Consider the following 24,347-nt stretch of genomic DNA (forward strand, 5'->3'; position numbering starts at 1 on the left):
GATCGGTCAGCGCGCGAGGGCCAGCGCGTCGGACGGCACGGCCGCCCGCGCCAGCAACCGCGCGTACCGACCGCCGAGCTCGACCAGCTCCGCGTGGGTGCCGCGTTCGGCGACGCGCCCGCGATCGAGCACGACGATCTGGTCCGCGTCGCGGATCGTGGACAGCCGGTGCGCGATGGTGATGGTGGTGCGTCCCCGGCTCACGGTGTCGAGCGCGGCCTGCACGGCCCGCTCGGTCTCGTTGTCCAGCGCGCTGGTCGCCTCGTCGAGGATCAGCACCCGCGGGTCGCGCAGCAGGGTGCGGGCGATCGCGATGCGCTGCTTCTCGCCGCCCGAGAACCGGTGACCTCGCGCGCCGACGACGGTGTCGTAGCCGTCGGGCAGGGAGGCGATCAGCTCGTGCACCTGGGCGTCGCGCGCCGCCGCCTCGATGTCGGCGTCGGTGGCGTCGGGCCTGGCGTGCCGCAGGTTCTCGCGGATGGTGGCGTGCAGCAGGTACGTCTCCTGGGACACGACGCCGACCAGTTCGGACAGTTCCGCGAGCGGGATCGACCGCAGGTCGACCCCGTCGATGCTCACCGAACCGGAGCTCGGGTCGTGGAGCCGGGCCACCAGGGACGCGAGAGTGGTCTTGCCCGAACCGGTTTCGCCGACGAGCGCGAGCGAGGAACCGGCGGGCACCTCGATGCTGACGGAGTCGAGGGCGTTCCGGTCCGCCCCCTCGTAGCGGAAGCCGATGTCGGCCAGCCGAACCGCGCCCGCCACGTCCTCGCGGCACAGGTGCACGGGGTGCTCGGGGTCGTCGATCTCGACGGGGAGGTCGAGGTACTCGAAGATGCGGCTGAACAGGGCGAGCGAACTGGTCACCGAGACGCCGACGTCGAGCAGGCTCATCAGCGGCCGGAACAGCGCCGCCTGCAGCCCGGTGAACGCCACCAGGGTGCCGATGGTCATGCCGCCGGAGGTGGCAGGCAGTCCCGCCGCGAGGTAGAGCAGCGCCGGGATGGCGGCGAAGACGATATTCATCGTGGCCATCCGCCAGCGGCCGGAGAGCTGCGACCTGACCTCGAGATCGGCCAGGCGGTGCGAGGTGTCCGCGAAGCGCTCCGACATCGCCGGACCCGCCCCCAGCGTCTTGCCGAGCTGGATTCCGCTGATGGACAGGGACTCCTCGATCTGGGTCTGCATGTCGGCGAGGGTGCGCTGGCGCTGCGCCGTGATCTCCCGTCGCATCCGGGCGACCTTGCGGGTCAACCAGATCGCGGGTGGGAGCACGATCAGGGAGAGCAGCGAGAGCCGCCAGCTCAGCACGGCCATCGCGATGGACGTGCCGACGACGGTGGTGACGTTGGAGGCGATCGAGGTGGCGGTCGAGGTGACCACGGTCTGCATGCCGCCGATGTCGTTGGTGAGGCGGGACTGGATCTCCCCTCCCCTGGTGCGGGTGAAGAAGCCGAGCGACTGCCGCTGCAGGTGGGCGAACACCCGGGTCCGGAGTCCGTGCATGATGCGCTGGCCGACCGTGGTGGAGATCCAGGTCTGCACGACGCCGAGCACCGAGCCGACGACGGTCACCGCGAGCATGCCGATCACCGCCCACACCAGCAGCGTGACGTCCTGGTCGGGAATGGCCTTGTCGATGACGGCGCGGACCAGGAACGGATTGGCCAGCGAGACGGCGGATGCCGCGATGATCAGCACGGTGACCACCGCGATCTGCGGGCGGTAGGGCGAGAACAGGGCGCCGATCCGGCGCAGGCTCACCGGCGACTCCGCCAGCTGGGCGCGGTCGGCGGGATCGATCTTGCGTGAGCGGGGACCCGGTCCGGGCTCGCCGCTTCGGGGGCTTGTCATACAACCACCCCTCTCGTATGTCGGGGTCAGACATACTGAGGCTCCCTCACTATGAGGTTACTGTCAAGTGAGGTAGCCTAAGTCACCATGGACCAGCGCCACCCCGACACCCTCCGGGACCTCGTGATGTCCAGCGCCCGCGCCCTGCGCCGACGCTGGTTCGTCGCGCTCGAGCCGTGGCAGCTGTCCCCGCACGAGTACCGCGCGCTGCACGTGATCGGCCGCGACACGGACCGGCAACCTCGGCTCGGCGACGTCGCGAAGGCGCTGCGCATCGCGCCGCGGTCCGCCACCGAGGTGGTCGACAGGCTCGAGCAACGCGGGCTCAGTGAACGGGTCCCGGACGCCGCCGACCGGCGCGCCACGTGCGTGCGCCTGACCGAGGCCGGTCGCCGCATCATCGGCGAACTCGAGACCGCGCGCGCCGCCGACGCCGAGGACTTCTTCGCGCCGTTGGACGAGCACGATCGCGCCGAGCTGCGCCGCATCCTCGACAAATTGCGCTGACGCGCCTGTGCGCGGTTGACGAGTGTCTGGACTCGTCAACCGCGCACGGGCGGCGCAGCCGCCTAGAGGATCGGCGAGGGCTTGTAGCCCGCCGCCTCGGGGTTCTGCTCCACCAGAAGGCCGACCCGGCGCACCACCGTGGCCACCTGGGACTCGGCAGCGCCGATGAAGGCGGACTTGTCCTCCAGCGCGGCGTCCAGCTGCGCGCGGTCCAGCGGGAAGCGGTCGTCGGCGGCCAGGCGGTCGAGCAGGTCGGGCTCGCGGCCGTCCTCACGCATCGCCAGCGCGACGGCGACGGCGTGCTCCTTGATGACCTCGTGCGCGGTCTCGCGGCCGGTGCCCGCGCGCACGGCGGCCATCAGCATCCGGGTGGTGGCCAGGAACGGCAGGTAGCGGGTGAGCTCCTTCTCGATCACCGCCGGGTACGCACCGAACTCGTCGAGCACGGTCAGGAAGGTCTCGATCTGTCCGTCGATCGCGAAGAACGCGTCCGGCAGCGCCACCCGGCGGACCACCGAGCAGAACACGTCGCCCTCGTTCCACTGCGCGCCGGCCAGCTCCGCGGCCATCGACGCGTAGCCGCGCAGCACGACCTGCAGGCCGTTGACGCGCTCGCACGAACGGGTGTTCATCTTGTGCGGCATCGCGGACGAGCCGACCTGGCCGGGCTGGAAGCCCTCGGTGACCAGCTCGTGGCCCGCCATCAGGCGGATGGTGTGCGCGAACGAGGACGGGCCCGCACCCACCTGCACCAGCGCGGACAGCACGTCGTGGTCGAGCGAGCGCGGGTACACCTGCCCGACGCTGGTCAGCACGTGCGCGAAGCCGAGGTGCTCGGCGACCTTCGCCTCGAGGAAGTCCAGCTTCTCGGTGTCGCCGCCGAGCAGGTCGAGCATGTCCTGGGCGGTGCCCATCGGGCCCTTGATGCCGCGCAGCGGGTACCGGTCGATCAGCTCGCGCAGGCGGGTCAGCGCGACCAGCATCTCGTCGGCTGCGGAGGCGAAGCGCTTGCCGAGGGTGGTGGCCTGCGCGGCGACGTTGTGGCTGCGGCCCGCCATCACCAGCGAGGAATACTCGGCGGCCTTCTCCGCGAGCCGCGCCGCGACCGCGACGCCGTGCGCGTACACGTGCTCGAGCGAACGGAAGACCTGCAGCTGCTCGACGTTCTCGGTGAGGTCGCGACTGGTCAGGCCCTTGTGCACGTGCTCGTGTCCGGCGAGGGCGTTGAACTCCTCGATCCGCGCCTTGACGTCGTGCCGGGTCACCCGCTCCCGGTCCGCGATGGAGTCGAGGTCCACCTGCTCGAGGACCCGCTCGTAGTCGGCGAGCGCGTCCTCGGGCACGTCGATGCCGAGCGAGGCCTGCGCCCGCAGCACCGCCAGCCACAGCTGACGCTCCAGCACGATCTTGTGCTCGGGCGACCACAGCTCCCTCAGGTCGGGGCTGGCGTATCGGTTGGCAAGGACGTTGGGGATGCGGCTCACGAGCGCCCAGTTTACGGCCGCCGCCCGCCGGACCGGCAGCCGCGCCACCCGGGGCGGGCGGCTACGGCTCCGGTTCCTCCTGCGGGAGCGGCGGCGCGGCCACGTCGATGACCTCCGACAGCATCTCCCTTGCCAACTGCTCGGGGTCGGGATCGGACTCGCTCAGCGCCCCGACGACGGCCCCGTCCACCACGCAGATCAGCCTGCGCAGCCCCTCCTGCCGGACCTGCCGCCCTGATCGGCGCAGCACCTCACCGAGGGCATCGTCGAACTGGATCCGTAACCGCCGCTGCACCTCCTGCAACTGGGGGTGCCGGGCGGAGGCGATGAAGCACTCGTACCGGGCGATGAGGTGTTCCCGCGCCGCGCCCTCGATCGGGCCGACCAGCAGCTCGATGATCAGTTCGACGACGGCCGCCGCGTCGCGGTCGGCCTGCGTGATCTCGTCGATCCGGGCGCGCATGGCGTCCATCTCCCGGCTGCCGCTCAGCTCCACAGCCCGCGCGATCAGGTCGTCGAGGGACTCGAAGTAGTAGGTCGTCGACGCCAGCGGCAGGCCGGCGCGCTGGGCCACCGCCCGATGGCGGACCGCCTCGAACCCGCCCTCGAGCATCAGATCCGCCGCGGCCTCGACGAGCGCCATCCGGCGTCGTTCGCCTTTGGGAGTCGCCGCGGAAGACACCCGGCCCATCGTGCCAGCGGAAGCGCTGCGCCGAGTCGATTTCGCTGGAGCGGGTGCGGGCGAGGCCGCCGTCCCGTCAGTGTCCGAGTGCAGCACTGCGTCCCAATCTCTCCAGCGCCTCTTCGACGTCGGCCGTCGCGCCCGCGAACGAGATCCGCACGGTCCGGTCGCCGCGGACCGTGTCGAAGTCGACGCCCGGCGCCAGCGCCACCCCGGTCTCCCGGAGCAGTTCCGCGCACCACGACGTCGAATCGTCTGTGAGGTGTCCGATGTCGGCGTAGGCGTAGAACGCGCCGTCGGCAGGGGCCAGGTCCGTGATGCCCAGCCGCGGCAGCGCGGCCAGCACCAGGTCGCGGTTGGCCGCGTACCGCCGCACGTGCCCGTCCAGCTCGGTCATGGACTCGTCGGTGAAGGCCGCGACCGCCGCGTACTGCGAGATCGCGGGCGGGCACACCGTCATGTTCGACGCGAGCCGCTGCAACGCCCGGCGCAGCCCGGCGGGCACCAGCATCCAGCCCAGCCGCCAACCGGTCATCGAGAAGTACTTGGAGACCGAGCCGATCACGACCGCCTCGCGCGAGGTCTCCCATGCCGACGCGGTCGCCGAGGTACCGGAACCGAACTCGATCCCGTGGTAGATCTCGTCGGAGATCAGCAGGGTGCCGTGGTCCTCGCACCAGCGCGCGAGGGCGGCGAGTTCGGCCGGGTCGATGACGGTGCCGGTCGGGTTCGCCGGGCTGGCGACGACCAGGCCTGCCGGCGGCTCGTCCAGCGCCTCGAGCATCGCGACGGTCGGCTGGAAGCGGGTGTCCGGTCCGCAGTCGAGCTCGATCACGCGACAGCCGAGCGCGGTGAGCGTGTTGCGGTACGCCGGGTAGCCGGGCCGCGCCACGACCACTGTGTCGCCTGCGTCGAAGGCCGCGAGGAAGATCAGCGTGAAGGCGCCGGAGGAGCCCGTGGTCACCACGACGTCGTCGGGATCGACCGCGATCGACGACTTCTCGCTGTGGTAGCCGGCGATCGCCTCCCGCAGCGGCAGGATCCCGAACGTCTCGGTGTAGCCGAGTAATTGGGTGTCGAGGGCCTCGCGCGCCGCACGCAGCACCGGACCGGGCGCCTGGGTGGACGGCTGCCCCGCGGCCAGCGTCAGGACGTCGCCGTGGGTTCGGGCCCGCTCGGTGGCGGCCTTCCAGACGTCCATGACATGGAAGGTGGGGACCTGGGATCGCTCGGACTCTGCTCGCACCGGGACGAGGCTAGTGCCTTGCGCTCGAAGTCCATTGATGATTGCCGGGGATCCACGTGGATGCATCGCAAGGCGACAACGCCGCGAGGCGCCGCGTCGGCCCCGGCAATCGCAAGAAGAGTTCGGGCGCGGGGCACTGGCGCGCCCGGGCGATCTGCCCGAGCGATACCGCAACGACAGCGGCCCCGAGGACCGGATCCTCGGGGCCGCTGCCGGCAGGGGGTACTGCTATTCGGTACCGATCGTGCGCATGTCAGTGCATGTCGCTCGCGACGATCGTGGCGATGTTCCGCTCCGCGAGCGCGGTGATGGTGACGAACGGATTGACGCCCAGGTTGCCCGGCACCAGCGAGCCGTCCATCACGTACAGGCCCGGGTGCCCGTGCAGCCTGCCGTAGTTGTCGGTGGCCTTGTTCAGGATGGCGCCGCCGAGGGGGTGGTAGGTCAGCCCGTCACCCCAGACCTTGTACCCACCGAACATGTCGGTGCGGTAGATCGTGCCCTCCTTCGAGTTGATCTTGTCGAAGATCCGCTTCGCCATGTTGATGCCGGGCTGGTTCTGCGAGGCCTGCCAGGACAGCCCGACCTTGCCGGTCGACGAGTTGTACTGGAACTGGCCACGTTCCGGGTTCTTCGTGATCGCCAGGTAGAGGCTGATGAACAGGTCGGCTCCGGCCGGGAACGGCGCGATCTCCGCGAACGCCGGTCCCCCGGCGTCGTCCCAGTTGTCGATGCCCATCGTCGGGATCGACGACTGCTTGCCGCCCGTCGCATCCCACAGGTGGTTGGCACGGGCGACCATGACGTTGCCGTTGTTGCCCCAGCCCTGGCCGACCTCGCCGGAGAGGTTCGGCAGGTGACCCTGCGCCTTCATCGCCACCAGCAGCTTGCTGGTGCCGACGCTGCCCGCCGCGAAGAACACCTTGTCCGCGGTGACCGTCTTGGTCGCGACGACACCGCCCTGCTCGTTGATCTGCTCCATCTCGACGGAGTATCCGGCCCCGCTCGGCACGACCTTGGTGACGCGGTGCAGCGTGGTGATGGTGACCTTGCCGGTCGAAGCGGCCTGCGCGAGATACGTCTTGGGCAACGACTTCTTGCCATAGTGGTTACCGAAGATGACCTCGCCGGCGAGGGCGGACTTGGGGGCCTGGCCCGCGGCCTCCTGCTTCATGTAGTTCATGTCGTACACATTCGGGACGAACACCGTCTTGAAGCCGGACCGTTCGGCGGTCTTGCGACCCGTGCGCGCGAACTTGTACCACTCGGTCGACTCGAACCAGGCCGGGTCGATGTTGTTGACGCCCAAGCCGGTGTTGGCCCGCGGGAAGAAGACGTTGTACATCTCGTTGGAGTCGACCGAGGGCAGCAGTTCCTCGAAGTAGCCGCGCCGGGGCGTCACGGCCATGCCGCCGTTGACCAGGGAGCCGCCACCGACGCCGCGACCCTGGTAGACGTTGATCCCGCCCATGTTCTCGCAGTCGAGGATTCCGACGTACTTCTCGATGGGCTTGTCGATCGAGACGCCCATGAAGTGCGAGACCGGCTGCGCCGTGCGATCCCTCAGCCAGAACCCACGCTTGTCCGGCGAGGTGGTGGAGGTGAAGACCCCGGAGGTGGCCGTGCCCCAGTCCCGGCCCATCTCGACGATGTGGGTGTCGATGCCCGCCTGCGCCAGCCGCAGCGCGGTCACCGCGCCGCCGTAGCCGCTGCCGATGATCAGGGCGGGCACCCGGTCACCGGTGTTGAGCGCGCGCCGCGGCGAGGCCGCGGCGGTGGTCGCGCTCAGGGTCGGTGCGAGGGCGACGGCGCCGGCCGCCAGACCCGTCGCCGCCATGAACCTTCTTCGGGAGAACTGCGATTTCGTGGTCGCCGTAAAGCTTCGCGACGCCTGATGTTCGGTCAACGGAACCTCTCTGATCACGAGCCAATAAAGTAGAACTCGTTATACAGCCGTAACAGCATCGAGATTCGCAATACCGGCCGGTAATAAACCGAGAACCCACAGCCCATATCCGATTATTCGAAATTCCTGTGCTGCAGCGTTTTCACCAGTACTGTTCAACGGTTTGTCGCGCACAGGAGGCGCCCCGCGCAGGCCGAGGCCACAGCGGGACGCCTCCGTTCTCACGAGAACGCGTTCACCGATTCGGATGGATCTAGTGCAGATCGTTCGCGACGATCGTGGCCATGTTCCGCTCCGCGAGCGCGGTGATGGTGACGAACGGGTTGACGCCGACATTGCCCGGCACCAGCGACCCGTCCATCACGTACAGGCCCGGGTACTCGGGCAGCCGCCCGAAGTTGTCGGTCGCCTGGTTCAGGATGCAGCCGCCGAGGGGGTGGTAGGTCAGCCCGTCGCCCCACGTCTTGTAGACACCGAACAGGTCGGTGCGGTAGATCGTGCCCTCCTTGGAATTGATCTTGTCGAACACCCGCTTCGCCATGTTGATGCCGGGCTGGTTCTGCGAGGCCTGCCACGACAGCCCGACCTTGCCGGTCGACGAGTTGTACTGGAACTGGGCACGTTCCGGGTTCTTGGTGATCGCCAGGTAGAGGCTGACCCACAGCTCGGTACCCGCAGGGAACGGCGCGATCTCCGCAAAGACCGGACCGGCCGGGTCGGCCCAGTTGTCGATGCCCATCGTCGGGATCGACGACTGCTTGGCGCCGGTGGGGTCCCAGCCCTGGTTGGCCCGGCCGACCATGATGTTGCCGTTGTTGCCCCAGCCCTGACCGACCGCGCCGGGGAGGTTCGGCAGGTGACCCTGCGCCTTCATCGCGACCAGCAGCTTGCTGGTGCCGACACTGCCCGCCGCGAAGAAGACCTTGTCCGCGGTGACCGTCTTGGTCGCGACGGTGTTGCCCTGCTCGTCGATCTGCTTCATCTCGACCGAGTACCCGCCGCCGCTGGCGGCCGGCGCCACCTTGGTCACCTCGTGCAGCGTGGTGATGGTGAGCTTGCCGGTGGCCGATGCCTGCGCCAGATAGGTCTTGTCCAGCGACTTCTTGCCTGCGTTGTTGCCGTAGATGACCTCGCCCGCCAGCGCGGACTTGGCGACCTGACCCGCGTCCTCCTTCTTCATGTAGTCGAAGTCGTAGACGTTGGGCACGAAGGTCGTCTGGAATCCGGAGCGCTGCGCGGTCTTCCTGCCGACCCGGGCGAACTGGTAGTAGTCGGTGGACTCGAACCAGGCCTGGTCGATGTTGTTCACGCCGAGACCGGCGTTCGCCCTTGGGAAGAAGGTCCCGTACATCTCGTTGGAGTCGACCGAGGGCAGGATCTCCTCGAAGTAGCCGCGCTTGGGCGTCACCGCCATGCCGCCGTTGGCCAGCGAACCGCCGCCGACGCCGCGGCCCTGATAGACGTTGATCCCGCCCATGTTCTCGCAGTCGAGGACGCCGGTGTACTTCTCGATGTCCTTGTCCACCGAGCCACCCGAGAAGTGCGAAACCGGCTGCGCCGTACGGGTCCTCAACCAGTAGGCCCGCTTGTCCGGGGTGAGCATCGGGGAGAAGATCTTGCCGTCGGAGCCGGGCGTCGTCCAGGCCCGTCCCATCTCGATGATGTGGGTGTCGATACCCGCCTGCGTCAGCCGCAGCGCGGCCACCGCGCCGCCGTACCCGCTGCCGATGATCAGGGCAGGCACCCGGTCACCGGTGTTGAGGGCGCGCCGCGGCGCCGCCGCCGCGGCGGTCCACGAGGAGGAGAGCGCCGCGGCCCCCACCGCGAGACCCGTTGCCGCCATGAACTTCCTGCGGGAGAGCTGGGGATTGAAAGTGGTCGCTGCCTTGCCGCGCGACGCCTGGTACTCGCTCAACGGAACCTCTCTGTCAGGGGCCAACAAACTGGAACCTGTTATACGAGAGAAGTTGCACGTTACCGTTCGGTAATCCGGCCGTCGCTCACACTCCGGAACGGATCGCGGAAACGCCTGTGCGAGAACACGATCACCGGTACGGTTTTACGCTACAGCGACCTGGACCAGCGTCCACCTAGATGCTGATGCGGCCCTCGACGGCGGCGAGCCCGATGTCGCGGCGGAAGTGCCCACCGGGCAGCCGCACCTCGGCGAGCTTGGCGTAGGCGTCCTCGCGGGCGCTCGTCAGGTCGGCCCCGACCCCGACGACGCTGAGCACCCGGCCGCCGGAGGACACCACGGCGCCGTCCTCACGCAGGCCGGTGCCCGCGTGCAGCACACCGTCCGCATCCGAGCCGCTGATCACGTCGCCCGTGCGGGGGCGTCCCGGGTAGTTCTCGGCGGCCAGCACCACGGTCACCGCTGCACCGTCGCGCCAGCGCAGCGGGGCCGCCTCGGCGAGGGTGCCGGTGGCAGTGGCGTTCAGCAACTCACCGAGCGGGGACTCCAGCAGCGCCAGCACGGCCTGGGTCTCCGGGTCGCCGAAGCGGCAGTTGAACTCGACGACGGCGGGGCCGTCCTTGCCGATCGCGAGCCCGGCATACAGCAGCCCCGAGAAGCCGCTGCCGCGCTTGACCAGCTCCGCGGCCACCGGGACGACGACCTCGTCGACGATCTGGGTCACCGTCTCCTCGGGCAGCCACGGCAGCGGGGTGTACGCACCCATACCGCCGGTGTTCGGCCCGGTGTCGCCGTCGCCGACCCGCTTGTGGTCCTGCGCGGGCAGCAGCGGGACCACCGTCTCGCCATCGACCAGGCAGAACAGCGACACCTCCGGCCCGTCGAGGTACGACTCCAGCAGGACCGGGTGCCCGGTCTCGAGCAGCTCGGCGGCATGATCGCGGGCTGCGCCGCGGTCGGTGGTGACGACGACGCCCTTGCCCGCCGCCAGCCCGTCGTCCTTGACCACCCAGTGCGGACCGAAGCGGTCGAGGGCCTCGTCCAGGTTGGCCGGGCTGTCGACGATCTCGCTGTGCGCGGTCCGCACAACCGCCGCCGCCATCACGTCCTTCGCGAACGCCTTGGAGCCCTCGATCCGGGCGGCGTCGGCGGACGGCCCGAAGCACGCGATCCCGGCCGCGCGGACGGCGTCGGCGACACCGACCACCAGCGGCACCTCGGGACCGATCACGACCAGGTCCGCGGCGACCTTCTGTGCCAGTGCCACCACGGCCTCCCCGGACGCGACGTCCACGGGATGCTGCTCGGCGATCTTCGCGATCCCGGCGTTGCCGGGTGCGGCGAACAGGGCCGTCACACCCGGGTCGCGCCCGAGGGCGAGAAGAAGGGCATGTTCACGGGCTCCGGAGCCGATAACGAGTACGCGCACGGGCCTCAGACTACGGCCCGGCCTCCACCCGCGGCGCGGTCAGGTCGTACATAGTTGCGCCATCGACCGTGGTTGCGGCGAAGTTCTGTGCGACCCATTCGGAAATCTCCGCACCGCTGCCGCCCGCGCCACCGGGGCCCATGCCGCCGCCCCCGATGAAGTAGTGGATCCTCCCCTCGGCCACGTACTGCTGGAACTGCGCCAGGCTCGGCGAGGGGTCGCTGCCGTTGAAGCCGCCGATCGGCATCACCGGATCCCCTGTGGCCAGCTGGTACCCGGAGGCGCTGTTGGACCCGACGGCGGCCGCGACCCAGGTGTAGCGGTCGGCGTCGGCCTCGAGCAGCGCGATCGACTCCGCGCTCGGCTCGCTGCCGCGCAACAGCCCGCCCGGCGAGCCCGGCCCCGCCGCCCCGCCCTCGCCGATGCGGCCGGGTGGGACCATCCCGTCGGGCACGGCGACCCCACCGGGCAGCATGACGCCGGTCGGCGGCATCCCGCCGCGTCCGCCCGCGAACCCCCCTGGACCCTGCCCCTCCCCCCGGAACATGAATCCGCCAGGGCCGCCCACTCCGCCCGTGTTCGGGCCCGCGGAGACGATCGACCCGACGTGCGGGGAGACGATCGTGTCAAGCGCGTACGCGGCAGGCCCGGCGAGGCCCGCGAACAGGGCGGCGCCCGCCGACACCGCGGCCACCCGCCCGGTCAGACGGGGCGCGAGCAGCGCGGCCGCGGACGCGATCCCGGCAACCAGCACCACCCAGCGCAGCCATGCCGCGAACTCCGGGCTGCGCCCGAGCAGCTCCCACGACCAGGCCGCGGTCATCGCGACCGTGACGGCGAGAACGATCCGCACCCACAGGGCATCGCGTCGACGCCAGCCGAGCACCGCGCCCGCCCCGACCAGCGCCGCGATCGGCGGGGCCAGCGCGACCGTGTAATAGGCGTGGAAGATGCCGGCCATGAAGCTGAACACCAGCCCGGTGACGAGCAGCCAGACACCGAAGAGGACCAGGGCGGCCCGCTGGGTGTCGGGCCGGGATGCCCGACCGCGCAGCACGATCCCGAGCACCCCGAGGGCCAGCGCCGCCGGGATCAGCCACGCGATCTGACCGCCCTGGGCCGCGTCGAACACGCGGGTGATGCCGGTGCTCCCCCACATCCCGCCGCCCCCGCCGGGGGGACCGCCTGCCATCGCCTCGGCTCCGCCCCTGCCACCCGGCACGACACTGCCCCGCTCGTTGCCGTTGAGTCGGCCGAGCCCGTTGTACCCGAGGGTGAGTTCGAGGATCGAGTTGTCCTGCGAGCCGCCGATCCACGGCCGGGAGTCGGCGGGCCACAGCTCGACGGTCAGCAGCCACCAGCCGGCGGCGACGACCATCGCGGCCAGCGCGGCGAACAGCTGCAGCACGCGCCTGCCCAGCTTCGGCGGGCCGAACAGCAGGTAGGTCAGCGCCAGCGGCGGCACCACCAGCATCACCTGCAGTTGCTTGGTGAGGAAGCCCAGCCCGACGAACGTGCCGGTGAGGAACAGCCACCGAGTACGGCCGTCGGACACGCCTCGCAGCAGCGCCCAGGCGGCGGCCACCATGAACAGCACCAGCAGCGCGTCCGGGTTGTTGAACCGGAACATCAGCGCGGCGACCGGCGTGAGCGCCAGTACGAGGCCGGCGAGCAACCCGGCCGCGGCGCCGAAGTACCGCCGCACCGTCGCCCACAGCAGGGCGACCGTGGCCACCCCCATCAGCGCCTGCGGCACCAGGATGCTCCACGAACTGAGGCCGAACGCGCGCACCGACAGCGCCATCACCCACAACGAGGCGGGCGGCTTGTCCACGGTGATCGAGTTCGCCGCATCCGAGGAGCCGAAGAAGAAGGCCTTCCAGGACACCGAACCCGCCTGCACCGCGGCTGAGTAGAACGAGTTGGCCCAGCCGGAGGCGCCCAGTCCCCAGAGGTAGGCGACGGCGGTCCCGATCAGCAGCGCCGCCAGCAGCCACGGCTCCGGCACGCGGCGCGGCGGCGCGGGATCGGGGGACGCCGCCACGGTCGTCGGCGCGTCGGTTGTGGTGGTCACTGCGTGACTCCTTCGTGGTGATTGCGGAACACCCAGCGCAGCGCGACGAACCGGGTGACGGTGGCGACGAGGTTCGCGGCGACGAGCACCGCCAGTTCGAGATGTTTGGAGGCGTCGGGCAGCCAACGGTGCAGCGCGAACAGGGATCCGCTGGTGAGCAGCAATCCGAACGCGAACACCGCGAGGCCCTGGGCCTGATGCTTGGCGGCACCCGCCGTGCCGCGCACCCCGAAGGTGAACGCGCGGTTGGCGGCGGTGTTGAGCACGGCGGTGATCAGCAGCGCCGTCAGGTTCGCCGCCTGTGCCCCGATCGCGGGATGCAGTGCCAGGTAGAGCAGGGCATAGGCGACGGTGGAGGCGACCCCGACGACGGCGAACCGCATCAGCTGCCCGACCATTCCGTGTGGGACGCCCTGGACGAGGGGTTCGCGACCGATGCTCGAGCGCAGCGCGGCGACGGGCAACTTTCCGGTGGCCAGTGCACGACCGACCCGGACCACCCCCTTGAGGTCCGCGATCGCGGTGGCGACGATGTCGACCTTGCTGTCCGGGTCGTCGACCCAGTCCACCGGCACCTCGTGGATCCGCAGGCCCACCCGCTCGGCGAGGACCAGCAACTCCGTGTCGAAGAACCAGCCGGTGTCCTCCACCAGCGGCAGCAGCCTGCGGGCCACGTCGGTGCGGATCGCCTTGAATCCGCACTGGGCATCGGAGAACTTGGTGCGCAGCGCCCCGCGCAGGATCAGGTTGTAGCCGCGGGAGATCAACTCCCGTTTGGGCCCACGGACCACCCGCGCCGAGCGGGTAAGGCGGGAACCGATCGCCACGTCGGAGTGCCCGGAGACCAGCGGCGCCACCAGAGGCATCAGCGCGTTCAGGTCGGTTGACAGGTCCACGTCCATGTACGCGACGACCTCGGCGTCGGAGGAGCCCCACACCGCGCGCAACGCCCGGCCACGGCCCTTCTCGTCGAGGTGCACCACGCGGACCCCGTCGAACTCGGCGGCGAGCCGCGCCGCGACGGCGAGGGTCGCGTCGGTGCTCGCGTTGTCCGCGACGGTGATCCGGCTCGGGTACGGAACCGACGCGTCGAGGTGCGCACGCAGCCGCCGCACGCACCGCTCGAGGTCGCGTTCCTCGTTGTACACCGGGATCACCACGTCCAGCGCAACGGTCTTCGTGCCCGGCGGTTCCGGCGCCGTCGCGCCCCGGACCAGTGAGTTCGTCATGCGGCCAACCCTCGTGGCCGAACCTGTGGTGTCCCTGGACCGAAGCTGGCAACTTTCTGCGAGCGCCGAGGGATCGCCCGGACCTCGACAAATGTGAGCTACATCACACTCGCCGAACCGATGAATACGGGCGCCGACCGCCGTCTCCATTGCTGAACCCACCGCACGGTGCCGACAGAATTTGACGAAAGGTCTCGGATCATGGAATCCATCACCACCCCAGCCGGTATCACGCTCGCGTTCGACCGATATGTCGGCGGCGATGCCGGAACCGTGATTCTCGTCGGTGGCGCATTCAGCTACCGCAAGTTCCCCAAGATGGTGGAGCTGGCCCAGAAGCTGGCCGATGAATACCACCTCACCGTGATCAACTACGACCGTCGCGGCCGGGGCGACAGCAGCGATTCGCCGGGCGTGTACGACGTCGAGAACGAGATCGACGACATCGCCGCGCTGGTCGAGGCGACCGGCGGGTCCGCCGCACTGTTCGGCTGGTCCTCCGGAGCGGGACTCGCCCTGCTGGCCGCCGCCTCGGGCCGGGCGCCCGGCATCACCAAGGTGATCGCCTTCGAGCCGCCGTTCGTCGTGAACCACGAGAACTTCGTTCCCTCCGCGAATCTCGATGTGACGCTGCACAAGCTGATTGCCGAGGACCGCCGCGGCGAGGTCGTGAAGTTCTACATGACCCACGCCATGGGCATGCCACGCCCCTTCGTCGCCGTCATGCGATTCACGCCGTTCTGGAAGAACCTGAAGGCAACAGCTCCTGCGGCAGCCCACGACTGGGCCGTCATGAGCGACTACATGCGCGGCGAACCGCTGCGCGCGGCGGACTGGTCCGGCATCACCGTGCCGACCCTGGTCATCTCCGGAGGAAAGAGCGGCGATCTGCTGCGCACCGCCGCACGCGCGATCACCGCCGTGCTGCCCAACGCTCAGCACGTGAAACTGGCCAAGCTGAGCCACAACCCGAACATTGCACTGCTCACCCCGCCGGCCGGTGAATTCCTCACCGGTACAGACCAGTACGTCGCCTGAAGCCACCCCACAACACCTATCGGGAGCACCCCATGCGCCAGATCACCGCAGGCCTGTTCATCTCGCTCGACGGCGTCGTCGGAGAACCTCAGGACTGGCACTTCCCCTACTTCAACGACGAGATGGGCGCGGCCGTCGGCGCACAGCTCGCGTCGGCCGACACCCTGCTGCTCGGCCGCGAGACCTACGACAGCTTCGCCGGGGCCTGGCCGGAGCGGGAAGCCGCGGGCGGCGAGGACGCCGGCATGGCCAAGGCCCTCGGCGACGCCCGCAAGATCGTCGTCTCCCGGCAGGATCTCGAATTCACCTGGCGCAATTCCGAACAGCTCGAGGGCGATCTGGTGGAAGCCGTCACCGAGCTCAAGCGGCGACCGGGCGCGACGAGTATCGCCATGAGCGGCTCCCCCTCTGTCGTCCAGCAGCTGCTGGCAGCGGGGCTGATCGACGAACTGCATCTGCTCGTGCACCCCATCGCGCTGCGCAGCGGCAAGCGGCTGTTCGAGGAGGGCACGCCGATCCCCCTGCGCCTCGTTTCGGCCCAGACGTTCACCACCGGGGTGCTGCACCTGATCTACGCCTCCGCCGATGCCACGGGCTCCGCAAGCTACGACGACGCCAAAGTGCATCTCGCCGCCGAAACGGCTCACCCGGCATAATCGCGGCATGGCATCCGTCTTCAGCATGATCATCGCCGGCGACCTCCCCGGCCGGTTCGTCTGGGAGGACGACGAGGTCGTCGCGTTCCTCACCATCAACCCGATCACCAAGGGCCACACGCTGGTGGTCCCGCGCGCCGAGATCGACCAGTGGCAGGACCTCGACGGCGAGGTGCTCGCCAAATGCACGAAGGTCGCGCAGATCATCGGGCAGGCGGTCCGCAAGGGCTTCGACGCCCCGCGCGCCGGACTGCTGATCGCCGGGCTGGAGGTGCCGCATCTGCACCTGCACGTCTTCCCCGCGTTCAGCCTCGGCGACTTCAACATCTCGGGCGCCGACCCGAACCCGTCGCCGGAGTCCCTCGACGAGGCCCAGGCCACCATCAAGGAGACGCTGCGCGAGCTCGGCCACGGGGCGAACGTCCCGGACTGACGCCGCCGCGGGTTCCGCCGAGTGTGCACCTGTGCGCGCGCCCACTCGACGTTTGCGCCGGCAGGTGCACACTCGGCGGGGCCGCACCCGGCCGCCGTCGGACGGGTGGGCTAGTCGGGTCGCTCGACCCGGGGCAGCAGCACCCGGAACACCGCGCCGCCGCCCTCCGGCGACTCCACCGTGACCGTGCCGCCGTGCGCGGCGACCAGCGCCGACACGATGGACAGGCCGAGTCCGCTGCCGCCGGACTCGCGGGTGCGCGAGGTGTCCGCGCGGTAGAACCGCTCGAAGACCCGCTCTTTCGCCTCCGCGTCCAGTCCTGGCCCGGTGTCGGCGACCTCCAGCACGGCATCCGGCCCCTCGGTCCCGACCCGGACGGTGACCGCGGCGTCGGCCGGGGTGTGGCTGAGCGCGTTGCCCACCAGGTTGCCTAGCACCTGGCGCAACCGCGCCTCGTCCCCGAGCACCTCGGCCTGCCCGGGCCCGCCGAGCACCTCGAGCCCGATCTCGCGTTGCGGGGCAACGGCTCTGGCGTCGTGGACCGCGTCCGATGCGACCGTGAGCAGGTCCACCGGCGCGCGCTCGAGCGGGCGCTGCGCGTCGAGCCGGGCCAGCATCAGCAGGTCCTCGACCAGCAGACCCATCCGGGCGGCCTCGCCCTCGATCCGCGACATCAGCAGCCCGGTGTCGGTCATCGCGCCCTGCCGGTACAGCTCGGCGAACCCGCGGATGGTGGTCAGCGGGGTCCGCAGCTCGTGGCTGGCGTCGGCGACGAAGCGGCGCATCTTCTGCTCGGACCGGCGGGCCGATTCCTCGGAGGCCTCGGTGGCGGCGAACGCGGTCTGGATCTGGGCGAGCATCCCGTTGAGGGCCGCCGACAGCCGGCCGACCTCGGTCCTGCCACCGTATTCGGGGACCCGGCTGTGCAGGTCGCCCGCCGCGATGGCCGCGGCCGTGTGCTCCACCTCGACCAGCGGGCGCAGGCTGCGCCGCACCACGACGTAGCCCGCGACCCCGAGGGCGATCAGCACCGCGGCGCCGATGCCGAGCTGCAGGATGACGAGCCGGTCGACGATCGCGTCGACATCGGAGAGGCTGACGGCCACGGTGACGGTGCCGCCTGGGCCGGTGGTGGTCAGCGCACGCCAGTGCTCGTCGGGGTCGCCGATCGAGCCGACGGTGATCGGGCCCGGTCCCGGGTCCGCGGGCAGGTCCGGTGCGCCGGGCCCGTCGTTGATCACCACCCGGGGCTCCCCTCCTGGGGGCTGTGCCCGGACATAGAACTGCGTCGGCGGGCGGGACGGACCCGGCTCGGTCGGGGGCGGGGGCAGCGGACGGTCCGCCCGCGGCCGGGCCCAGCCGTGCGCCGCGTCGTGCAGCATGGCATCGGTGCGGTCCATCAGCGTGTTCTCCAGCGCCGAGGTCACCGCAACACCCGACGCCAGCAGTCCGACCGCGGACAGCACGAGCACCGCGGCCACCAGGGTGAACCGCAGTGGTATCCGGTGTATCCGGGGCATCGGCACGGCTATCTGGGCTCGCGCATCACGTAGCCGACCCCACGCAGCGTGTGGATCAGCCGCCGGTCCCCGGTATCGACCTTGCGCCGCAGATACGACACGTACGACTCGACCACCCCGACCTCGCCGCCGAAGTCGTAGTGCCACACATGGTCGAGGATCCGCGGCTTGCTCAGCACCACCCCGGCATTGACCATGAAGTAGCGCAGCAGCGTGAACTCGGTCGGCGACAACGAGACCGGCTCGCCCGCCTTCCACACCTCATGGGTGTCGTCGTCGAGCTCGAGGTCCGCGAACCGGATTCGTGCGGACTCCGCGGACGGCCCGCCGCCCGCCGCCCGCCGCAGGATCACCCGCAGCCGGGCCACCACCTCCTCCAGGCTGAACGGTTTGGTGACGTAGTCGTCGGCGCCGAGGGTGAGCCCGGCGACCTTGTCCTCCACCGCGTCCCGCGCGGTGAGGAACAGCACCGGCGCGTCGACGCCGTCGGCCCGCAGCCTGCGCAGCAGCCCGAAGCCGTCCATGCCGGGCATCATCACGTCCAGGATCACCGCGTCCGGGCGGAAACCGCGCGCTCTGTCGAGGGCCTCCGGCCCGGTGGCGGCGGTCTCCACCTCGAAGCCCTGGAACCGTAGGCTCACCGACAGCAGTTCGACGATGGTGGGTTCGTCGTCGACGACCAACACCCTGGCCTCGGTTCTGGTGGCGCTCACTCCCCCATCATGTTCGTGATCGCTGCCAGGAGTCTGACCATCGGCTGTGAACTTCCTGTGAGTCGCTCGGGTACCCGTGCGCTAGAGTTCTCCTGCGCCCCTCCGGGGGTTCCCCGGTTCCTGTCGACGTCGGAACCGGATGCAGCACTCACGGTGTGGCTCACCTGATCCTCAGGGGCCATGCCGACCTCGACGGTCACAGCACCGGACGCACGCCGTCCGGCGTCCCCTTCGTGCCGTCCTCCGACTCGATCCGGAAATCGGATGCTTCACGCATTCTCGAGGGGTCCGGATCGCGAGGCGCCCGCCGGGCGGTCCCACATGGGATTCGCCCGGCGGACGACCCACCCGCGCGCACCCGCCGACACCGCGGATCGGCGCGCCAGGCGATGCGGCAGACTCTGGGTGTGACCGCAGACAAGTGCCCGCACGCCATCGCCGGGCCGTCGCCTGCGACCGATCCGGCGCCGACCACGCCTGCGGGACCTGCAGCCGTCATCCCGACGCCCCGCCACCGGCTACCGGTGCTGGGCGATCTGCTGAGCGTCGACCCGGCCAAGCCCGTGCAGAAGGAAATGCGGATGGCCGCCGAACTGGGCCCGATCTTCGAGCGCAAGATCGTCGGCCAGCGCCTCGTGGTCGTCTCGGGGGTCGAGCTGGTGTCGGAGGTCAACGACGAATCGACCTGGGCGAAGTCTCTCGGCCAGCCGATCCGCAAACTCCGCGGCATCGCGGAAGACGGACTGTTCACCGCATTCAACAACGAGCCGAACTGGGCCAAGGCACACAACATCCTGGCCCCAGGCTTCAGCCAGTCCGCTCTGCGGAGCTATCACGGTTCGATGCTCCGAGCCCTCGACGGCCTCCGGTCGGCCTGGGATAGCGCCGCGGCCACCGGCGACCCGGTCGATGTCTCCCGGGACATGAACCGGCTCACCCTCGACGTGATCGGACTGGCCGGGTTCGGATACGACTTCGGCTCGTTCACGAAATCGGCAGGAGCGGAGCCCGCGGAGCGACCAGAAGACACAGGAGCGGAGCCCGCGGAGCGACCAGTGTCAGAGGACCCGTTCGTGACGGCCATGTCACGGGCACTGGCCCACATCAACCGTACCTCGAACGACCTGCCGTTCGTCCGAAAGCTGTTCGGCAGGAAGGCCGCCGCGCAGCACGAGGCCGACATCGCCCTGATGCGCTCGGTCGTCGACGACGTGATCGCGGAGCGAAGCCGTCAGCCGGGTGGCCACGACGACCTCCTCGACCTGATGCTGGGCACCGTCGACCCGGCCAGCGGGGAATCCCTCGACCCGGTGAACATCCGCAACCAGGTACTCACCTTCCTGGTCGCGGGCAACGAGACCACGGCGGGGACACTCGGATTCGCCCTCTATTACCTGGCGCAGCACCCGGAGATCGCCGCCGCCGCCCGTGCGGAGATCGATGCCGTTGCCCCCGGCGACGGCCCGCTCTCCTTCGATCAGATCGGGAAGCTGCGATACCTGCGCCGGGTGGTCGACGAGACCCTTCGCCTGTGGCCCGCCGCGCCGGGCTACTTCCGCAAGGTCCGAAAGGACACGATGCTCGGCGGCCGGTACCCGATGCCGCTGGGGTCCTGGGTGTTCGTGCTGCTGCCACAGCTGCATCGGGACCCGGTGTGGGGCAACGACACCGAGAGCTTCGACCCTGACCGGTTCCTACCGGACCAGGTCCGCAAGCGGCCCCGCGACGCGTACCGGCCGTTCGGGACCGGCCCCCGTTCCTGTATCGGACGCCAGTTCGCGCTCCACGAAGCCGTGCTGACGCTGGCGGAACTGCTGCGGCGGTACGAATTCACCGGCGATCCTACGTACACGCTCGACATCCAGGAGGCGGTCACCCTCAAGCCACGCGGCTTCACCCTCCTGGTCCGATCGAGATGACCGGGAGCGTCGACACACCGTGAACGAATGGCACCTGATCGAGACGTTGGCCGAGGACTCGCCGACCGTGGTCAGCACCGGCGGAACCGTGCGCGCGTGGACCTCCACCGGCCGGCTGTCGCCCCGCCCCGACGTCCGGGTCGAGCCGCTCGTCGAGGCCGTGCGGTCCGGCCGACGTCGAGAAGTCCTCGAGGCACAGAGCCAGCGGGGCGAACGCAGGCGGTATCACCTCGAGGCCTTCCCGGTCCTCGGTCCGTCCGGCGACACCCACGGCGTCCAGCTGTGGATCGGGGACGCCGACGTCGAGCCGTCCCCGCCGCGGATCGCCTCCGGGATCTCCTGGTTGCTCGAGCGCCTGATGATCGCGCAGACGCTCGAGGCCTCGATGATGTCCGGGGTCCGGCCGGAGGATCACGTGACCGAGCGGACGCCTGCCGAGTATTACGCCAAGGCGGTCAAGTTCGACGAGTCGGAATCGCTGTTCGCACTGGCCTTCAACCCGCAGCCGGGCGGCAGATGGGACGCCGACATGAGCGTGCTGCACGTCGACGGCCGGATCATGCGGTGGCACTGCTGGGCGCGGGCCAGGACCGAGCCGGGGCAGGCGGGCCTGCGCCTGCTCTGGCACGACGTCACCGACACGGTCGAGCCGCGCAGGCCGACGCTCGCCGAGCTCGGCATGCAAGAGGTGATGCGGGGGGCCGGGATCTACACCGCGCTGTTCGAGACCGAACTGGGGGTGCTGACCATGTGGTTGGCGGAGGCCGCCCCGTGGGTGCACTGGCGCGGCATCGAGGGCGGCGACAGGATCATCCACCCGGACGATCAGGGCGTACTGGAACTGGCCCGCAGGCGGTTCGATGCCGGGTCCGTCGAGCCCGTCGAGGCGGTGGCCCGGCTTCGGACCGGGGAGGACGAGTGGGCGCTGTCCAGCCTGCGCATCTCCCCGTATCCGGGCGGCCTGGGCAATCGCCTTGCGATCGTTCAGATCTCGCGGGTGCCGCCGAGCTAGCGCTTGCGAACTGCGGGCCGAGGGTGACCGAACACACCCGCGACCGGGGCGCTTCGTTTGCTACGGTAAAGACGTCAACATGACACCCGGACGAGCAGCACCGTACCCGGCCAGCGACAAGACGGTGCCTTGGGAGAATCACACCATGGCATGGATTGTGCTCGTCATTTCCGGCATCTTCGAGGCCGTCTGGGCCACCGCCCTCGGCAAGTCCGAGGGTTTCTCGAAGCTCAACCCGTCGATCATCTTCGGCGTCGCCCTCGTGATCAGCATGGGCGGACTCGCCTACGCGATGCGCACCCTCCCCATCGGCACCTCGTATGCGGTGTGGGTCGGTATCGGCGCGTCCCTCACGGTCGCCTACGCGATGCTCACCGGCTCCGAGTCGTCGTCGATCGTGAAGATCCTGCTGATCCTCGGCATCGTCGGCTGCGTGATCGGACTCAAGGTCCTGCACTGACGGCCCGCCGCGCCCGGACCGGGCGTGTTGCCCGTCACCTCAGGGTTACAGTAATCCCATGAACCTGGTGGCGATGGTCACACTTCCGGTGCGGGCCAGCCTCGCGATCACCGACTCGGCGCTGGGAGTTGCCGAAACCGCGCTCGGGGCCGCCCGCGTCATGCTCGCAGCCTCGACCTCCCCCGGGGCGGCGGCGAGCCTGGGCGGGTTCGCCGCGGCCAACCCCTCCGGACCGCTGAAACTGCTGCAACAGGTAGCCGAACTCGCCTCGGACCAGAGGCCACTCGGCCAGGCGATGCGCCCCGGCGGACCGCTGGACCGACTCCTCGAACCGGGCGGCGTGGTCGACCGGCTCACCGCACCCGGCGGCACCCTGGAACGGATCATCGAACCGGGCGGGCCCCTCGAGCGGGTGCTCGCGACCGGCGGCCCCGTCGACCGACTGCTCGACGTGGACGGACCGGTGGAACGCCTGCTCGCCCCCGGCGGGCTGCTCGACCGGCTCACCGCTGAGGAGGGACCGCTCGAACGCCTCACCGCCACCGCCGGACCACTCGAAACCCTCACCCGTGAAGGCGGACTCATCGACCGCGCGATCGAGGAAGGCGGCATCCTCGAGACGCTGCTGGCCAAGGACGGCGCGCTCGAGCGGATCATCGCGGACGGCGGCCCGCTCGACCAGATCGTCAGCCTCTCCGAGACGCTGGCGTCCCTGGCACCCAACCTCGAGAAGATGGGCGACAGCATCGAACTGCTCCGCGAGACGGTCGGTGTCCTCAGCGCAGCGGTCGGCCCGCTCGGCGACCTCGCAGGCCGACTGCCCGGGCGCTGGCTCAAGGGCGGCAAGGGCAACGGCACCGAATACAGCTAGCCGCCGCGCGGCAACCGGTTTCCGGTGGCACCGCGCCGAATCCGCCCATACGGTGTGACGGTGCCCGAACTCGCCCGCACGCTCGGGGTCCGCGACAGCGTGCTGATCGGCCTCGGCTCGATGATCGGGGCCGGGATCTTCGCCACCCTCGCCCCGGCCGCGCAGGCCGCCGGGACGGCGCTGCCCCTCGCGCTGGCCGTCGCCGGGGTCGTCGCCTACTGCAACGCCACCTCCTCTGCCCGCCTCGCGGCCCGGTACCCGAGCTCGGGCGGGACCTATGTGTACGGCCGCGAGCGGCTCGGCGAGTTCTGGGGATACCTGGCCGGCTGGGGATTCGTGATCGGCAAGACGGCGTCCTGCGCCGCCATCGCCCTGACCGTCGGGGCCTATGCCTGGCCCGAGCACGCGCATGCCGTCGCGGTGGCCTCGGTCCTCGCGCTGACCGCGGTCAACTATGTGGGAGTGCAGAAGTCGGCGCTGCTGACCCGGGCCCTGGTCGCGGTGGTGCTCACCGTGCTGGCGGTCGTTGTCGTCGTCGGCCTGGGTTCCGCGGAGCCGAGCCGCTGGGCGGACGGCGGCGCGGGCGGCGCCCTTGGCGTACTGCAGGCCGCGGGGCTGCTGTTCTTCGCGTTCGCCGGGTACGCCCGGATCGCCACCCTCGGCGAGGAGGTGCGCGACCCGCGCCGCACCATCGGGCTGGCCATCCCCGTCGCGCTGGGCATCACGCTGGTCGTGTACACCCTTGTCGCGGCGGCGGCGCTGAAAACCCTTGGCCCGCACGGGCTGGCGACGGCGGCCGATCCGCTGGCGCAGGTGGTACGCGCCGCGGGCGCGCCCGAGCTGGAGCCGCTGGTCCGGGTCGGTGCGGTGCTCGCCGCGCTCGGCTCCCTGCTCGCGCTGATCCTCGGGGTCTCGCGCACCACCCTGGCCATGGCGCGCGACGGCCACCTGCCGCGTGGGCTGGCCGCCGTGCACCCACGCTTCGGCGTGCCGCACCGCGCGGAGTTGCTGGTGGGTGCGGTCGTCGCGGTGCTCGCCGCGGTCGCGGACCTGCGGCACGCGATCGGGTTCTCCTCGTTCGCCGTGCTCGCCTACTACCTGATCGCGAACTGCGCGGCGCTGACGCTGACCCGCGAGGAGGGCAGGGCGTGGCCGGGGATCCCGATCCTCGGTGCGCTCGGCTGTGTGACGCTGGGGTTCGCGCTGCCCGTCGCCTCCGTGCTCGGCGGACTGGCCGTGCTCGGCGCGGGTGCGCTGGTGTACGTGGCCAGACGGCGCGGCACCGCCTCGTGACCCCGTCCATCAGAGAACACAGGGCGACTCAACCCTCCTTTCGCGCACGCTCCGTCGCGATATCCGCCCACAGCGAAACGCCCCACCGGCGGGAACAGACCCCCGA

20 protein-coding genes and 1 riboswitch are annotated in these 24,347 nt (G+C 70.2%); of the genes, 9 read left to right on the forward strand and 11 right to left on the reverse strand.

Annotation, left to right across the window (positions count from 1 at the left end; genetic code table 11):
- Nucleotides 1–6: 6 nt before the first annotated feature.
- On the reverse strand, nt 7–1,854 hold the full coding sequence (locus tag RM1_RS18155; RefSeq protein ID WP_072753132.1) for an ABC transporter ATP-binding protein: 1,848 nt from the start codon (nt 1,852–1,854) through the stop codon (nt 7–9).
- Nucleotides 1,855–1,941: 87 nt separating this feature from the next.
- Here RM1_RS18155 and RM1_RS18160 point away from each other — a divergent pair, with 87 nt between their 5' ends.
- Entirely contained in the window at nt 1,942–2,361 is a 420-nt protein-coding gene (locus tag RM1_RS18160) for a MarR family winged helix-turn-helix transcriptional regulator (RefSeq protein WP_072753133.1), read from the forward strand.
- 62 nt (nt 2,362–2,423) lie between these two features.
- On the opposite strand, the gene purB is transcribed toward RM1_RS18160, so the two are convergent.
- The 8 genes from purB to RM1_RS18200 form a co-directional block, all read right to left on the reverse strand.
- Entirely contained in the window at nt 2,424–3,845 is a 1,422-nt protein-coding gene (gene purB / locus RM1_RS18165; protein ID WP_027503443.1) for an adenylosuccinate lyase, read from the reverse strand.
- Nucleotides 3,846–3,906: 61 nt separating this feature from the next.
- Entirely contained in the window at nt 3,907–4,527 is a 621-nt protein-coding gene (locus RM1_RS18170) for a TetR/AcrR family transcriptional regulator (RefSeq protein WP_072753163.1), read from the reverse strand.
- Nucleotides 4,528–4,603: 76 nt separating this feature from the next.
- Nucleotides 4,604–5,773: a pyridoxal phosphate-dependent aminotransferase gene (locus tag RM1_RS18175; protein ID WP_072753134.1), complete on the reverse strand. Its 1,170-nt coding sequence runs from the start codon at nt 5,771–5,773 to the stop codon at nt 4,604–4,606.
- 253 nt (nt 5,774–6,026) lie between these two features.
- Complete coding sequence (locus tag RM1_RS18180; protein ID WP_083576813.1) at nt 6,027–7,610, reverse strand: GMC oxidoreductase; 1,584 nt, start codon at nt 7,608–7,610, stop codon at nt 6,027–6,029.
- A gap of 322 nt (nt 7,611–7,932) precedes the next feature.
- Nucleotides 7,933–9,594, reverse strand: coding sequence for a GMC oxidoreductase (locus RM1_RS18185; protein WP_072753135.1), 1,662 nt, complete (start codon nt 9,592–9,594; stop codon nt 7,933–7,935).
- 175 nt (nt 9,595–9,769) lie between these two features.
- On the reverse strand, nt 9,770–11,023 hold the full coding sequence (purD, locus tag RM1_RS18190) for a phosphoribosylamine--glycine ligase (RefSeq protein WP_072753136.1): 1,254 nt from the start codon (nt 11,021–11,023) through the stop codon (nt 9,770–9,772).
- A gap of 10 nt (nt 11,024–11,033) precedes the next feature.
- Nucleotides 11,034–13,097 carry a glycosyltransferase family 39 protein gene (locus tag RM1_RS18195; RefSeq protein WP_072753137.1) on the reverse strand — a complete coding sequence of 688 codons (2,064 nt, stop codon included), beginning with the start codon at nt 13,095–13,097 and terminating at the stop codon, nt 11,034–11,036.
- On the reverse strand, nt 13,094–14,326 hold the full coding sequence (locus RM1_RS18200; RefSeq protein ID WP_072753138.1) for a bifunctional glycosyltransferase family 2/GtrA family protein: 1,233 nt from the start codon (nt 14,324–14,326) through the stop codon (nt 13,094–13,096). The genes RM1_RS18195 and RM1_RS18200 overlap by 4 nt, the downstream gene beginning before the upstream one ends.
- A 201-nt stretch (nt 14,327–14,527) precedes the next feature.
- Between RM1_RS18200 and RM1_RS18205 the strand changes: the two genes are divergently transcribed.
- Genes RM1_RS18205 through RM1_RS18215 form a run of 3 tightly spaced genes read left to right on the forward strand, consistent with a single transcriptional unit; the run spans nt 14,528 to nt 16,453 of the window.
- Entirely contained in the window at nt 14,528–15,364 is an 837-nt protein-coding gene (locus tag RM1_RS18205) for an alpha/beta fold hydrolase (protein ID WP_072753139.1), read from the forward strand.
- 32 nt (nt 15,365–15,396) lie between these two features.
- Nucleotides 15,397–16,020 (forward strand): dihydrofolate reductase family protein, encoded by a 624-nt coding sequence (locus tag RM1_RS18210; RefSeq protein ID WP_072753140.1) that lies wholly within the window; start codon nt 15,397–15,399, stop codon nt 16,018–16,020.
- Nucleotides 16,021–16,027: 7 nt separating this feature from the next.
- The gene (locus RM1_RS18215; RefSeq protein WP_072753141.1) at nt 16,028–16,453 is read left to right on the forward strand and encodes an HIT family protein; all 426 of its coding nucleotides are present in this window, start codon (nt 16,028–16,030) and stop codon (nt 16,451–16,453) included.
- A 110-nt stretch (nt 16,454–16,563) separates the two neighbouring features.
- Here the strand turns inward: RM1_RS18215 and RM1_RS18220 are convergent, their stop codons facing one another.
- Nucleotides 16,564–17,973, reverse strand: a complete 1,410-nt coding sequence (locus tag RM1_RS18220) for a sensor histidine kinase (protein WP_072753165.1) — start codon at nt 17,971–17,973, stop codon at nt 16,564–16,566.
- 8 nt (nt 17,974–17,981) lie between these two features.
- Nucleotides 17,982–18,686, reverse strand: a complete 705-nt coding sequence (locus tag RM1_RS18225; protein WP_027503455.1) for a response regulator transcription factor — start codon at nt 18,684–18,686, stop codon at nt 17,982–17,984.
- Between the two features lie 389 nt (nt 18,687–19,075).
- Between RM1_RS18225 and RM1_RS18230 the strand changes: the two genes are divergently transcribed.
- The 5 genes from RM1_RS18230 (at nt 19,076) to RM1_RS18250 (ending at nt 24,241) form a co-directional block, all read left to right on the forward strand.
- Nucleotides 19,076–20,605, forward strand: a complete 1,530-nt coding sequence (locus RM1_RS18230; RefSeq protein WP_083576814.1) for a cytochrome P450 — start codon at nt 19,076–19,078, stop codon at nt 20,603–20,605.
- A gap of 19 nt (nt 20,606–20,624) precedes the next feature.
- On the forward strand, nt 20,625–21,617 hold the full coding sequence (locus RM1_RS18235; protein ID WP_072753142.1) for a GAF domain-containing protein: 993 nt from the start codon (nt 20,625–20,627) through the stop codon (nt 21,615–21,617).
- Between the two features lie 68 nt (nt 21,618–21,685).
- Nucleotides 21,686–21,748: riboswitch (guanidine-III (ykkC-III) riboswitch) on the forward strand.
- 14 nt (nt 21,749–21,762) lie between these two features.
- Nucleotides 21,763–22,077 carry a DMT family transporter gene (locus RM1_RS18240; RefSeq protein ID WP_072753143.1) on the forward strand — a complete coding sequence of 105 codons (315 nt, stop codon included), beginning with the start codon at nt 21,763–21,765 and terminating at the stop codon, nt 22,075–22,077.
- A 58-nt stretch (nt 22,078–22,135) separates the two neighbouring features.
- The gene (locus RM1_RS18245; protein ID WP_072753144.1) at nt 22,136–22,948 is read left to right on the forward strand and encodes an ABC transporter; all 813 of its coding nucleotides are present in this window, start codon (nt 22,136–22,138) and stop codon (nt 22,946–22,948) included.
- 54 nt (nt 22,949–23,002) lie between these two features.
- Nucleotides 23,003–24,241, forward strand: a complete 1,239-nt coding sequence (locus RM1_RS18250; RefSeq protein ID WP_245816441.1) for an APC family permease — start codon at nt 23,003–23,005, stop codon at nt 24,239–24,241.
- Nucleotides 24,242–24,347 lie beyond the last annotated feature (106 nt).

This window comes from Rhodococcus maanshanensis NBRC 100610, assembly GCF_001894865.1.
In the GTDB taxonomy this organism is placed as follows: Bacteria; Actinomycetota; Actinomycetes; order Mycobacteriales; family Mycobacteriaceae; genus Rhodococcus_G; species Rhodococcus_G maanshanensis.